This window comes from Pseudidiomarina gelatinasegens (assembly GCF_004025325.1).
Lineage (GTDB): Bacteria > Pseudomonadota > Gammaproteobacteria > Enterobacterales > Alteromonadaceae > Pseudidiomarina > Pseudidiomarina gelatinasegens.
In genome coordinates this window covers 153,651-165,857 of record NZ_RSFE01000005.1, presented here as the reverse complement: position 1 = coordinate 165,857, position 12,207 = coordinate 153,651, and the positions used below count along the sequence as shown (strand labels likewise).

The window sequence follows — 12,207 nt, the reverse complement described above, 5'->3', positions numbered from 1 at the left end:
GCACAATAAGCGCCGGAGTTATACCATGCGAATTAGCACATTAACTATGTACAACCAGAATGTCTCTTCTATGAATCGCCAACAAGGCGAGTTCATGAAAATAGGCCAACAAATCGCGAGCGGTAAACGCATTGTGAACATTTCTGATGATCCGCAAGCGATGACCCAAGCAATTAATATTGGGCAATCTAAAGCGGTATCGACTCAATTTAGCGAAGCGCGTGTTGGGGTAAGAAATGCCCTGTCGCAAGAAGAAAGCGTGCTCAATAGTGTGAACGATGTGTATTCGCGTGCGCGCACGCTGATGGTTCAAGCTTCAAGCGATACGTTGTCGGATCCAGATCGTGCATCAGTAGCAAGTGAGTTGCGCGGGCTTTACGAATCTTTGGTTGGCTTGGCAAATACCCGCGATGGTAACGGTCGCTATTTGTTTGGTGGCTATCAAGACGATACAGCACCATTTGTGCGTGACGTAAATGGTGATGTGAATTTCGTGGGTAACCCGAATGTGCGCGAGCAGCAAGTAGACGGTGAACGCCGCATGGAAATTGGCCACTCGGGCAATGATATCTTCCGTTCAGTGCACAGCAGTGCAACTTACATGGCCGATGCGGGCATGGATAATCAAGGCTCCATGCAATTTAAGGGCATCAATATTAGTGACCCAAATGATCCTGCCTTTGGGCAAGCCTTCGACCTCGATTTTGCGGATAATGCGGGTCAAATGCAGTACCGCGTTAATGGCGGTGCCTGGGTGGATTACAATGACCCAACCACGGTTGCGTTGGGGGGTGTTGAAGTTGAAATAGCGGGGCAGCCTGTTACCGGTGACACACTGCGCGTTGCGCGTGGGCAAGACAGCAATACCGATATGTTCCGTTCATTTGAGAAGGCGCTTGCGGTATTAGACAACCCCGCTGACACTGAAGCGAAGCAGACGTTACGCACCAACACATTACGTACCGTGATGCGCGAATTAGATAATGGCATGGACAACGTGTTGACGACGCGTGCGGAAGTGGGTGCACGGCTGAATGAATTGGATGCGTTGGACACCATTGGTGGCAATCGCACGCTGGCCTATGAACAAACATTGTCAGATTTAGTCGACCTGGATTACGTGGAAGCGGCGTCACAATACAGCGTGCGTATGGTTGGCTTGCAAGCGGCGCAAAAAGCGTTTGTCGACATGAAGGACTTGAGTCTGTTTAACTTCCTATAGCAGGTCATGTATTGGAGCCTTTGCCTTAGAAGGCTCCAAGTACTTGTTCGACCATATTAAGGCCTACGCGAAACAGGCGCTGTAAAAACCCACCAAGCTCAGTCGTCAATACCGTCATCAAGACCAATCCCAACGTTAATGACATGGGGAAACCAACCGAAAAAACAGTTAGTTGCGGTGCTGACCGGTTTAAGATGCCTAACGTAAGATTCACAATCAATAGCGCACCAAAGACCGGTAACGCCAGCAAAATCCCCGAACTAAACACCACCGTGCCAAATCGCGCCACCTGTTCAAACGCATTCGCGTTGAGCCCAAGAGTGCCGATAGGTAAAAATTCGAATGAACGCGCCAGTATTTCCAGCATGATCAGATGCCCGTCAATAGCGACGAACATTAAAATGGCAAAGGTATAAAACAGCCGCGACAAAATCATTGTGTTTGCGCCGCTGTCGGGCGAGAAGAAGGTAGCGAAGGCAAGACCCATTTGCAGACCAATGTACTCACCAGCGGCCTGTATGGAGGCAAAAACAACCTGTACCACCAAGCCGATGGTCACCCCAATAATCAGTTGCTCCACCATGATGCCGAAGCTGGCCCAGGAGAACAGCGGAATATCTGGCAGCGGCGGAAGTACAGGGCTGATGATAATGGTGAACAACAGGGCCAAACCAATTTTCACTTGATTGGGTACGCTCGAATGGCTAAATACCGGTGCAATGAGCAGCAATCCGGTGAAGCGGCAAAATGGCCATAAGAATAAGCTAACCCATTCCTGAAGTTGCGCAAAAGTAACTGTTAGCATGCGCGCCCCGTTATTGAATCATGGCGGGGATGTTGGTAAATAGCCGCGAGGTAAAATCGATAAGAAGCTGCAGAAGGTAGGGCCCTAATATGACCAATACCGCCAGCACGCCGAGTATTTTTGGAATAAAGCTGAGCGTCATTTCATTGATTTGTGTTGCGGCCTGAAACAGACTGATCAACAGACCTAGCAACAAAGCTGTAAGCAGCAAAGGGCCTGCCAAATACAAGCTTAGCAGCATACCTTGGTAAGCAATGGACATGACTTGCTCTGGCGTCATCGCTTCTTCCTACACATAAAAACTTGCCGCAAGTGAACCGATAAGCAGCTGCCAACCGTCCACGAGCACAAAGAGCATGAGTTTGAACGGTAATGAAATGGTTGCTGGTGGCACCATCATCATACCTAGGGCCATGAGCACACTGGCAACAACCAAATCGATAATCAAAAATGGAATGAAAATAGTAAAACCAATTTGAAACGCTGTTTTTAATTCGCTGGTGACAAATGACGGAACCAGCACATGAAAGGGCACGTCTTGTGGGCTTTCTAGCGGGCCAACGTTCGCTAAGTTAGCGAATAGCGCCAAGTCAGGTTCGCGAGTTTGGGCCAACATGAATTCGCGTAATGGGCCTGAAGCTAACTCGAGAAATTGCGGGAAATCGATGCTGTCTTGGCTAAACGGCAGCCAGGCGATGTCATATATTTGGTTAAATACCGGAGCCATAATAAAAAACGTCAAAAATAACGCGAGCCCCAATAACACTTGGTTAGGTGGCGCTGATTGGGTACCCATGGCGGTACGAAGCAAGCCAAATACAATAATAATTCGAACAAAGCAGGTCATCATCAGGATAACCGCGGGTAAAAACGCCAGGCTGGTTAAAAATAGCAGCGTTTGCAGTGACAGCGACCATTGCTGACCGCCATCGTCTGTAGGACTGGTGATAACGCCTGGAATGGTTTGAGCGAATGCATCAAGCGGAAGTAAGGCGCCGGCAGTGATGAGTGCAAAAGCAAATAGCCATACGCGCATTTATTTGGCTCCGTTCTGGCTGGAAGTGCCTTTTATCGCTTGTTGTAAACGTGCAGCAAACCCAGTCAAATGTTTTTCGGGTTGTTCTTGTGCAGGGAGTTCGTGCAGTTTATTGACCTGCCCATTGGCAACGCCCAGCACCAGCCACGTTTTATTGACTTCAACAATAACCACACGCTCGCGCTGGCCCACAGCCACGCTGCCGACCACGTTCAATAAGCTACTGCCGCTTTGAGTAACGCCCGCCATTTTTCGAAATAGCCAGGCACACAGCAAAATAATGCCGATAATCAGCAATAGAACCACGGTCACTTGGCCTAAAAGCGCAAGCCCGCTACCAAGCTCGGCAGGTGCGGTATCGTTCATCGGTTTAACTTCTGTACCCGTTCTGATGGGGTCACAATTTCGGTGATACGAATGCCGTATTTATCGTCCAATACCACCACTTCACCTTGGGCAATCAGGTAACCGTTAATAAGAATATCCATTGGCTCACCGGCCAAACCGTCAAGCTCAACCACAGAGCCTTGTGCTAACTCAAGTAGCTGCTTTATGGTGATGCGCGTGCGGCCAAGCTCAACACTGAGCTTCACTGGAATGTCCATAATGATGTCCAGTTCATTCATGGCGCTGGCGTCAACTGCACTATCGAGGGGCTTAAATACACTGTTGGCATTTTCGTCGGCGGTTGGACTCGTCTCTTCCTCAAGCGCGTCTGCCCACGGATCCTGCTCATTATCTGGGTTCATGGTTTCTTTATTCGTCATCGTGAGACTCCTTTGTGCGCATTGGGGTGAATACGCCACCTTTGCTTCGGGCGCGCAAAATCGATTGCGGGAAGCGATGGTTTTCTAATAACCGCTTAACTTTCAAAGCGCGATTCTTGTTTAAACTGCCGAATTCACACTCCATGATCGGCAGAGAGTTAACAGTTGCTGTTACTGTGTCTGGTAAGTCGATTGGCAGCACGTCGCCAGGTTTGAGTGACATAACTTGTGGAATGCGTAGCGGTATCTCGACAAAATCAGCAATCAGCTCAATGCTTGAGGCCTGCAACTCATGAGTTATGCGCTGCCGCCAAACTTTATCATTAGATGACCCGCCGCCAATATCTGCGCGCAAATTAGTAAGCTTGTCGCGCAACGGTTCAACCATGGCGTAAGGCATGCAAATCTTAAAGTTACTGTCGAGGTTCCCCACTTCTAGATGGAACGTCGTGGTGACCACGATTTCACTCGGTGAGCTGGTTATTGCGGCGAACTTAGGCTGCATCTCTGAACGAACAAAGCTGATTTCCAGAGGGTGTACTGCACGCCACGATTCTTGATAGGCGTCGATTGCTAAATTGAGTACGCGATTGATAATGCGTTGTTCGGTGCCGGTAAACTCACGCGCTTCGTTGCGCGTCATGAAGCGACCATCGCCACCAAACAAGTTTTCGACAATCATCGAGACCATCGCGTGCGGGAACACCACCAATGCACTTCCGCGCAGGGGTTTCATGGAAATAATATTGAGATTACTGGGCGTTGGCGTAGCGTCGGCGAAATCGCTAAAACGCTGATAGCGTACGGACTCAACCGTAATGTCCGCGTTGCGTCGTAACAAGTTGAATAAGTTCATGCGGAACTGTCGGGCGAAGCGCTCGTTGATAACCTCTAAGGTATGCAAACGTTCACGAACAATCCGCGCTTGTGACCCAGGGTCAAACGGTTGTTGTTTCGCTTTACGTTTTTTCGGTTGCTGCCCAAGCGCGTCAATGCCGATATCGTCAGCGGCACTCGCTGCTGTTTCAGCATCGTCACCATCGTCATCAGCTACCCCAGCAAGCAGGGCATCGAGTTCTTCTTGTGACAGTTGATTTCCGTTACTCATGGCTTCTCAATTTTCAACTTAACCGGTTAATTACTGCACGATGAATTCGGTGAACAGTACGTCGTTAATGGCGATTTCTTCGTCGCCGTTATATGGCGCGATAAGCGAGTCCATAATATTTTGGGCCAACACTTTTTTACCTTCTGATTGCGTAATGCCTTCAGCATTCTGACCAGATAACAGTACCAATAAGCGGTTGCGTACCTGTGGCATGTTTTTAATTAAGGTTGCTTTGACCTTTTCACTAGGCACTTCCAAAGTCAGGCCAGCGTAGAGTAAGCGTGGACCAAATTGGTCGCTTTGCAGGTTCACCGTAAACGGTGAAATGTTTACGAAAACCGGGTCGGTCGGTTCTTGTTCAGCAGGTTGCGCACCCATGGCTGACGCCGCGGCTAAACTACGAGTTTCCCATAACAAGTAAGTATTTAACCCAATTAGGGCAATCACTAACCCCAATAACGCCACTAAAATTGGCGGTGTCTTTCCTGCGTTGGCAGGTTGTGTATCGTTTTTACGCGCCATAATCTATCCTTTTTTCGTTCATTCGCTCGCGGCTAAGGGCCATATATTAAGCGTATATGTCTACCTGACCGTTCAGGGGCGCGGCAGTATGCCGAGAATTCGACCCCATGTCAGTATTTTCGGCCGATTCTGAATTTTCTACAGCGCTATCTGTATTAATTTCCGAATTATTAGCGGTTTTCTGTTGGTTCATTGCCCATTGCTGTGCTTGCTGGCGCTCTTGTTGCTGCGCGAATTGCTGCGCATTGTCGTTAACCTGAGAATCATCAAGCTGAATTCCTTGGTTGGCTAAGGCATCACGAAGTTGCGGTAGTGCTTGTTCAAGAGCGCCGCGAACGTGGTGACTATGGGTAAAAATATTGAGCTTTGCAGTGTGCTCGTCTACGCGCAATTGCACCTGCAACGGCCCGAGTTCAGCTGGGTGTAAGCGTAAGGTCATTTCTTGCTGGTTGTGCACAACCATTTGCAACACGTTTTGCTGTAGCTGATTGGCCCATGCTGTACTGCCCACTTGTGCACTCAATGCGGCTGCTGGTGGTGCTTGGGTTGCAGTCGCTGCAGTTGTGCTTGGCGTGGCTACCGGCGCGTCAACCATGACCACCTGCGCAGTCATTGATGTTGCTGCTGACGGCGCAGAAGGGCGCGGTGCTTCAATTGGGGTGGTTTGGTCCAATTTGAGCTTCACAGTTTCAAAGGTTGCTGGTTTTGCGGTTTGTTCGTGTTGCGCAGCCAGAACCGGTTGCTGCTGAATGGGCTGGCTGGCCCGGCTGCTATCAAGCTGAGCTTGTTGGGCTGTAACCGGTGTTGCTGGCGCAGTTTGTTCAGCCAGTGCCGACACCGTTGGTGGCGTAACCTTTACGAGGTTTTCGGCGGCAACATTGTGCGCAAGAGCAGACGCCTTCGTCGTCGCCGCTTGGGCAACAGTCGCCATCAGAGCCTGCTGTTCAGCGCTTGGCGTCGCATCTGCAGACAATTCGCGCAGTTGCTCAAGTTGGGTGACCAGTTGTTGAAGTGCTTCAGCACTTAATTCATCAAGCTCTAGGGCTGGCTCCCCTGCGCCAGCTAAACGCTGTTCAAGCTGTTGCAGAGCAAGCGCTTGCGGGTTCAAATTCTGCGCACCCTTTTGCGGGTATGCTTGCACAGCAGCAAAAAGCGCTGCAAAGCCGCTGGAAGGCGCGTCTTGTTGCGTTCCTGTAGCGGCTGGAGCTGTTGGTGTAAGGCCTTTTATCGTAACCATACTGTTCACCTTTATCGACTTGCGCGCTGGCGCATGTGCATGGCCAACGAAAGTTCGTCGGCCAGTTTTTGTTCACGCTTATTAATGACCCGTTGTGCAGCAGTTTGCTGACGGCCGTGGAGCGTTTCGTAAGATGCTAACTTGCGTTGTTTAGTCATCCATTGTTGTTGGCTGTTATCAACTTTCGTTTGTTGATCAACAAGGGCGTCTTGTGCCCGCGAAACAGCACTATCAAGGCTTAATAAAAACTGTCGATAGTTGTTGAGTAAATGGCTCGCGATGCCCTGCTGCATATGCAGTTGAAGCTGCTCAGCATAATCGCTTCGGTATTGTTGCAAGGTTTGTAATTGCAGCGCGATTTTTTGTTTGTTTTGGCGCTCTTCAGCTAATAACTGTGCTGCTTCCGTACGAGCTTTTTCAGCCTGCTCTGTCAAATGGGCGAGTACGACACTGTTCATGCTACCCCTCCAACAAGTTCGGTTAGACGCTGCTGCGCATTGGTAATTGAAGCTTGGTCGCGCATCTGTTGTTGCAGGTAAGCTTCAACCTGTGGAAATTTCTGTACAGCTTGATCAAGTAGCGGGTCATGGCCTGGGCTATAGGCGCCAACGCTTATTAAGTCACGGTTACGTTGGTAAACCGAGAACAGCTTCTTCAACCGTTGCGCTTGTTGCTGCTGACTTAATGAGGTCACCGCAGGCATAACCCGACTAATTGATGCTTCAATGTCGATAGCTGGATAGTGCCCACTTTCTGCAAGGTCACGCGACAGCACAATGTGACCGTCAAGGATTGCACGCGTCGCATCGGCTATCGGATCTTGCTGGTCATCACCTTCCGTAAGTACGGTATAGAATGCAGTGATGGAACCGCCACCGCGCAAACCATTGCCCGTGCGTTCAACCAAGGCTGGAATTTTTGCAAAAACACTTGGCGGATAGCCTTTGGTTGCTGGTGGTTCACCAATTGCCAAAGCAATTTCTCGCTGCGCCATGGCAAAGCGAGTTAATGAGTCCATGATGAGCAACACGTGTTTACCTTTATCACGGAAGTCTTCCGCCAGCCGCGTCGCATACGAAGCGCCTTGTAAGCGCTGCAGCGGTGACGAATCGGCCGGTGCCGCAACGACCACGGAACGAGCCATGCCTTGTTCACCGAGTATATGGTCGATAAACTCTTGAACTTCACGCCCACGTTCACCAATAAGGCCAACCACAATCACGTCGGCCTTTGTGAAACGGGCCATCATGCCCAGCAGTACTGACTTGCCAACGCCGGAACCGGCGAACAAGCCCATGCGTTGACCGCGACCTACGCTTAACAGGCCATTAATGGCACGAATGCCAACATCAATGGCAGTATCAATAGGTGCACGGAGCATCGGGTTAATCGTTTTGGTGGCTAAGTAACCGTGCTCAGTTTGTTTTGGTAAGGGTTTGTTATCGAGTGGACGGCCGCTGCCATCGAGCACCCGGCCTAGAAGCAGTTCGCCTAATGGAAACCGACGACTGTCATGAGCGCCATCACTTAGCGGCATAACTCGTGCACCAGGCACCAGTCCTTGCACCGCATCAAGCGGCATGAGGTAGGTAACATCACCCGCAAAGCCAACCACCTCGGCCTCAACCAAGGCTTCGCCATGTTGTGGTAATTCAATGACGCAGCTGCTACCAACGGGTAACTTTAAACCAACAGCTTCGAGCACCATACCGGTGGCACGTACCAAGCGCCCGCACATATGCCACTGCGGCATCGTTTGCAGGCGTTGGTCGACACGATTGAGTGTCGTTTGCCAAGACTCGAGTATGTGTTGGGCGTTAGCCATGGCGTCCTCGTAATTGATGAATAATGCGTTGCCAGCGCGTTTCGATGGTGGCATCAAGCTCGCCATCGGCACTCACTAAACGACAACCACCGCGTTCTAGTCGGTCATCTGCGCGTAGCTTCCAGCCTATTGCCGCTAGCTCTTGTTCCAAATGCTGCTGCGCCAGTTTTAAGTCGTCAGGGTGTAACAACAACACAGGCTTATCATTGAGCATTGGGTCTTCGTGTAATATGGCCCGAATCAGTTCCAAAACTTGTTCAGGATTTGCAGCCAATGCTTCGCCTGCAAGTTGACGCCCTACCGTTAAAGCGAGTTGCAGCATGCTTTCTGCCATGTGTGTTTCGATATTTTGCAGCGCGGTGTCAGTTTCTTTAATTAGAAGCCCAAGCGGTGCAAGCGCGCTCTTTGTTTGGGCGGTATATTCCGTCAACCCCTGTTCACGCCCTTCCTTTAAGCCTTGTTCCAAACCTGCTTGGTAGCCTTCTTTTTGTCCTTGTTGCAACCCTTCGTGATAAGCCTCTTGCCGGGCTTCTTCACGGAGTTTCTGCAGTTCACTGTGGCGTTCAAATTGTGCTTGTTCGGCAGCCGTGGCTTGTTCAGACTTGCTGGATTTGGTGCTGTTGCTCAGCGGTTCCATATCCCAACTTTGCCAATCATCATTGCTATGGGCGGTTGTATGCTGCTTAGCGGGTTGCTCAAAAGGCTTAAACATAGGCGTCGTCGCCACTGCTTAAGACAATTTCGCCAGCATCGGCAAGGCGACGCACCACCTGTAGAATGGCTTTTTGTTCGCCTTCCACTTGTGAAACGCGTATCGGGCCGCGCGTTTCCATTTCTTCGCGAATAAGTTGTGCCGCACGTTGCGACATGTTGCGTAAGAATTTTTCCACCAGCTGGTCGTTTGCGCCTTTGAGCGCAACCACCAACGACGTGGTTTCGATTTGACGTAGCAATACCTGAATGCTGCGGTCGTCCAATTCGAGTAAGTTTTCGAACAAGAACATTTCGTCGACAATTTTTTGTGCCAGCTCGTCGTTGTAGGCGCGAATATTCTCCAATGCAGTGTCTTCTTGCCCTGCACTGAGTAGGTTAAGAATTTCTGCTGCCGTGCGGACGCCACCCATTTTGCTGCGTTTAAGGGATTGGCCATCCAGCATGCCGCCAAGCACTTCGGTGAGTTCTTGCAGTGCCGCTGGCTGCACACCGGTGAACGTTGCGACACGCAACACCACGTCGTTACGCAAACGTTCGTCAAATAACTCGAGCACACCGGCGGCCTGCGCGCGATCAAGATGGATAAGAATGGTTGCAATGATTTGAGGGTGTTCATCTCTGATCATTTCAGCAACTTCTGGCACATCCATCATGTTGAGTGCATCAATACCAATGCCGCCGACTTTGTGCTCCAGCACATCTTCAATGAGTGTGTTGGCGCGGTCTGAACCCAAGGCTTTCGTTAGTACTGAGCGAACATAGTCGTCATACTTATCCAGCGAAGGGGTATCGGCGAGGTCTTGGTGGAAATATTCCAGCACAGCTTTAATATCGGCATGTGAAATGTCACTTAATTTGGTCATTTCTTTACTGATTTTCTGAATTTGATTGGGCGCAAAGTGTTTAAACACCTCCGCCGCTGACTCTTCTTCAAGCATCAGTAATAGCAACGCAGCGCGACGTAAACCGCTCAGCTCTTTGGCTGTTTTCTCGTTTGGGTTAGACGTGGTCATCTTCGTTCATCCAATTTTGTAAAATACGTGCTACCTGACGTGGATTTGATTGCGCAACCTCTTTGGCTTTCGCCAGTGCTTGCGTATAACCTTTGTTCTGACGTTGCTGCGGCCAGTGGAAAGATTCGCCGGTATCACTGTCACCTTCGTCACCCATAGCATCGTTTTCCGCGCGACGGCGGCGGGTTATGGGCAGTTCGTCCAAGTCATCGTCATCGCCAACAACGGCACGAAGATTGCCATTTCGATTCCTGTTTGGTACCGCACCTGTGGATTCTTCATGCTGTACAAAACGTTTTAGTAAAGGCCGCAGCAGCAAAAGATATAACAATAAGATGCCTAGCCCAGCCAACACGTAACGAACAATATTCTGAGCCAGTTGCAGCATTGCCGGTTGCTGATACCATGCGATGTCATCAACAATCTCTTTATCAAGAATGAAGGGACTATTAACCACTTCAATTTCATCGCCGCGTTGTTCGGAGAACCCCATGGCTTGGCGCACCAAGCGGTTGATGTAATCGAGTTCCTCAGGGCTGCGCGGTACCAGCTGCTCTATACCTTCCTCGTCAATGGTCGTGCGATGGTTAACCACAACGGCTACCGATAAGCGCTCAAGCTGACCTCGCTGGTGGTCAACGTGCTCAATAAAACGGTCAACTTCATAATTCACGACTTGATCTTGCTGCACGGCGCGGTTGCCTTGCGTTGTTTCGGTTGCAGCTTCGTCGCCTTCGGCCGCTTCAATTGGCGAAGGCTCAACTCCTGGCGGTGTATTGGTAAGTGCGCCCGGTACGCCCATAGCACCATTGCCGGTGCCCTGTAGGTTCAGGTTGCGTTGAATACTACGAATTGCTGCGGAGTCAGGTGTTTGGTTAGGCGTATAGCGTTCAGCTGTCGCTTCGCGCTTGGCAAAATCAATTTGCGCAACAACCTGCGCCTTCACGTTTTCGCGGCCTAATATGGGTAATAAGATGCTTTCAATGCGTTGCTGATAAGAACGTTCGACTTGTTGGATGTAGTCCAACTTGGTGCCACTTAAGGCGTCTTCACCGTTTGTTTGCGACAGCAGCGCGCCATATTGGTCAACAACGGTAACGTTGTCTGGGGCCAACTCAGGGACGCTGCTTGATACCATATGAATAATCGCCTGTACTTGGCCTTCACCGAGCTTGCGGCCAGGTTGTAAGGTCAGAATAACCGAGGCTTTTGCAGGCTCACGTTCACGCACAAATACTGAAGCTTTCGCCATAGCCAAATGAACCCGCGCGGTTTGCACGGGACCCAGAGACTCCATCGAGCTAGCAAGTTCACCTTCCAATGCGCGCTGGAAATTCACTTGCTCGGCAAACTGACTGATACCAAAGGCTTGGTTGTCCATCAGCGCGAAGCCAGCATTACCGCCCTCTGGCAGCCCTTGCTCGGCCATTTGCAGCCGTAATTTATGCACTTGGTCGCTAGCAACTAGAATCGTGCCAGCACCATTCAGTTGATAGGGTATTTGGCGAGTATCAAGTTCATTAATGATGCGCCCACCGTCGGCTTCACTTAAATTGCTATACAACACACGGTATTCAGGAGCACTGGCCCATAGCACCAACGCAAAAACCAAACCAATAAACGCCGCGCCGCCAACCAATAGCGGTACCAACCCACTTTGTCTGAGTTTTGTCAGCCACTGCTGCGCCGCTGGCTGCGCTTGTGTGCTGTTGTTTATCGGTTGTGCTTGCGTTGCGTCCATGAATTGTCTCGGCTGCTGTATCAGTCATTACCTGGCCTGCTTGAACGTTGCTAAGCTGCAAGCAGGGGGAATTATCTAGTGCACATTATGCCCACCGCAATGCAACTCAAAGGGACAATAAGCGCACTTTTTTATGCGCTTTTGATCGCTTCAGTTAACCTTGATGCTGTTAAATTTGGTGGCACTAAAAATCCCATTGAAGATTGTCAGAAGAAGG

General features: G+C 50.3%; 14 protein-coding genes. 1 reads left to right on the top strand and 13 read right to left on the bottom strand.

Features of this window, described 5'->3' with window-relative positions; translation table 11 throughout:
* Positions 1-25 precede the first annotated feature (25 nt).
* Entirely contained in the window at positions 26-1,222 is a 1,197-nt protein-coding gene (flgL, locus tag EGC76_RS08285; RefSeq protein WP_128352518.1) for a flagellar hook-associated protein FlgL, read from the top strand.
* A 25-nt stretch (positions 1,223-1,247) separates the two neighbouring features.
* On the opposite strand, the gene fliR is transcribed toward flgL, so the two are convergent.
* From fliR to fliF, 13 genes are read right to left on the bottom strand one after another with little or no spacing between them, the layout of a single operon-like run.
* Positions 1,248-2,027, bottom strand: coding sequence for a flagellar biosynthetic protein FliR (gene fliR, locus EGC76_RS08280; protein ID WP_128352517.1), 780 nt, complete (start codon positions 2,025-2,027; stop codon positions 1,248-1,250).
* Positions 2,028-2,037: 10 nt separating this feature from the next.
* The gene (fliQ, locus tag EGC76_RS08275) at positions 2,038-2,307 is read right to left on the bottom strand and encodes a flagellar biosynthesis protein FliQ (RefSeq protein ID WP_128352516.1); all 270 of its coding nucleotides are present in this window, start codon (positions 2,305-2,307) and stop codon (positions 2,038-2,040) included.
* A 9-nt stretch (positions 2,308-2,316) separates the two neighbouring features.
* Positions 2,317-3,063 carry a flagellar type III secretion system pore protein FliP gene (gene fliP / locus EGC76_RS08270; protein WP_128352515.1) on the bottom strand — a complete coding sequence of 249 codons (747 nt, stop codon included), beginning with the start codon at positions 3,061-3,063 and terminating at the stop codon, positions 2,317-2,319.
* A complete protein-coding gene (gene fliO / locus EGC76_RS08265) occupies positions 3,064-3,429 on the bottom strand; it encodes a flagellar biosynthetic protein FliO (RefSeq protein WP_128352514.1) in 366 nt (121 codons plus the stop codon). It abuts the gene before it with no gap.
* Positions 3,426-3,830, bottom strand: a complete 405-nt coding sequence (gene fliN, locus EGC76_RS08260) for a flagellar motor switch protein FliN (RefSeq protein WP_128352513.1) — start codon at positions 3,828-3,830, stop codon at positions 3,426-3,428. The genes fliO and fliN overlap by 4 nt, the downstream gene beginning before the upstream one ends.
* The gene (gene fliM / locus EGC76_RS08255) at positions 3,820-4,938 is read right to left on the bottom strand and encodes a flagellar motor switch protein FliM (RefSeq protein ID WP_128352512.1); all 1,119 of its coding nucleotides are present in this window, start codon (positions 4,936-4,938) and stop codon (positions 3,820-3,822) included. Before fliM ends, fliN begins: the two co-directional genes overlap by 11 nt.
* Positions 4,939-4,968: 30 nt before the next feature.
* Positions 4,969-5,460: a flagellar basal body-associated FliL family protein gene (locus EGC76_RS08250; protein WP_128352511.1), complete on the bottom strand. Its 492-nt coding sequence runs from the start codon at positions 5,458-5,460 to the stop codon at positions 4,969-4,971.
* Positions 5,461-5,506: 46 nt separating this feature from the next.
* Positions 5,507-6,697 (bottom strand): flagellar hook-length control protein FliK, encoded by a 1,191-nt coding sequence (locus EGC76_RS08245; protein ID WP_128352510.1) that lies wholly within the window; start codon positions 6,695-6,697, stop codon positions 5,507-5,509.
* 11 nt (positions 6,698-6,708) lie between these two features.
* Positions 6,709-7,155: a flagellar export protein FliJ gene (fliJ, locus tag EGC76_RS08240; protein WP_128352509.1), complete on the bottom strand. Its 447-nt coding sequence runs from the start codon at positions 7,153-7,155 to the stop codon at positions 6,709-6,711.
* Positions 7,152-8,522 carry a flagellar protein export ATPase FliI gene (gene fliI, locus EGC76_RS08235; RefSeq protein WP_128352596.1) on the bottom strand — a complete coding sequence of 457 codons (1,371 nt, stop codon included), beginning with the start codon at positions 8,520-8,522 and terminating at the stop codon, positions 7,152-7,154. The genes fliJ and fliI overlap by 4 nt, the downstream gene beginning before the upstream one ends.
* Entirely contained in the window at positions 8,515-9,234 is a 720-nt protein-coding gene (locus EGC76_RS08230; protein WP_128352508.1) for a flagellar assembly protein FliH, read from the bottom strand. The genes fliI and EGC76_RS08230 overlap by 8 nt, the downstream gene beginning before the upstream one ends.
* On the bottom strand, positions 9,227-10,249 hold the full coding sequence (fliG, locus tag EGC76_RS08225; protein ID WP_128352507.1) for a flagellar motor switch protein FliG: 1,023 nt from the start codon (positions 10,247-10,249) through the stop codon (positions 9,227-9,229). Before fliG ends, EGC76_RS08230 begins: the two co-directional genes overlap by 8 nt.
* Positions 10,236-11,990 carry a flagellar basal-body MS-ring/collar protein FliF gene (fliF, locus tag EGC76_RS08220; RefSeq protein ID WP_128352506.1) on the bottom strand — a complete coding sequence of 585 codons (1,755 nt, stop codon included), beginning with the start codon at positions 11,988-11,990 and terminating at the stop codon, positions 10,236-10,238. The genes fliG and fliF overlap by 14 nt, the downstream gene beginning before the upstream one ends.
* Positions 11,991-12,207 lie beyond the last annotated feature (217 nt).

What these genes read in the sequence shown, in the direction of transcription:
- flgL (WP_128352518.1), top strand. Translation starts at nt 26, where the DNA reads ATGCGAATTAGCACATTAACTATGTACAACCAGAATGTCTCTTCTATG.
- fliR (WP_128352517.1), bottom strand. Translation starts at nt 2,027, where the DNA reads ATGCTAACAGTTACTTTTGCGCAACTTCAGGAATGGGTTAGCTTATTC.
- fliQ (WP_128352516.1), bottom strand. Translation starts at nt 2,307, where the DNA reads ATGACGCCAGAGCAAGTCATGTCCATTGCTTACCAAGGTATGCTGCTA.
- fliP (WP_128352515.1), bottom strand. Translation starts at nt 3,063, where the DNA reads ATGCGCGTATGGCTATTTGCTTTTGCACTCATCACTGCCGGCGCCTTA.
- fliO (WP_128352514.1), bottom strand. Translation starts at nt 3,429, where the DNA reads ATGAACGATACCGCACCTGCCGAGCTTGGTAGCGGGCTTGCGCTTTTA.
- fliN (WP_128352513.1), bottom strand. Translation starts at nt 3,830, where the DNA reads ATGACGAATAAAGAAACCATGAACCCAGATAATGAGCAGGATCCGTGG.
- fliM (WP_128352512.1), bottom strand. Translation starts at nt 4,938, where the DNA reads ATGAGTAACGGAAATCAACTGTCACAAGAAGAACTCGATGCCCTGCTT.
- EGC76_RS08250 (WP_128352511.1), bottom strand. Translation starts at nt 5,460, where the DNA reads ATGGCGCGTAAAAACGATACACAACCTGCCAACGCAGGAAAGACACCG.
- EGC76_RS08245 (WP_128352510.1), bottom strand. Translation starts at nt 6,697, where the DNA reads ATGGTTACGATAAAAGGCCTTACACCAACAGCTCCAGCCGCTACAGGA.
- fliJ (WP_128352509.1), bottom strand. Translation starts at nt 7,155, where the DNA reads ATGAACAGTGTCGTACTCGCCCATTTGACAGAGCAGGCTGAAAAAGCT.
- fliI (WP_128352596.1), bottom strand. Translation starts at nt 8,522, where the DNA reads ATGGCTAACGCCCAACACATACTCGAGTCTTGGCAAACGACACTCAAT.
- EGC76_RS08230 (WP_128352508.1), bottom strand. Translation starts at nt 9,234, where the DNA reads ATGTTTAAGCCTTTTGAGCAACCCGCTAAGCAGCATACAACCGCCCAT.
- fliG (WP_128352507.1), bottom strand. Translation starts at nt 10,249, where the DNA reads ATGACCACGTCTAACCCAAACGAGAAAACAGCCAAAGAGCTGAGCGGT.
- fliF (WP_128352506.1), bottom strand. Translation starts at nt 11,990, where the DNA reads ATGGACGCAACGCAAGCACAACCGATAAACAACAGCACACAAGCGCAG.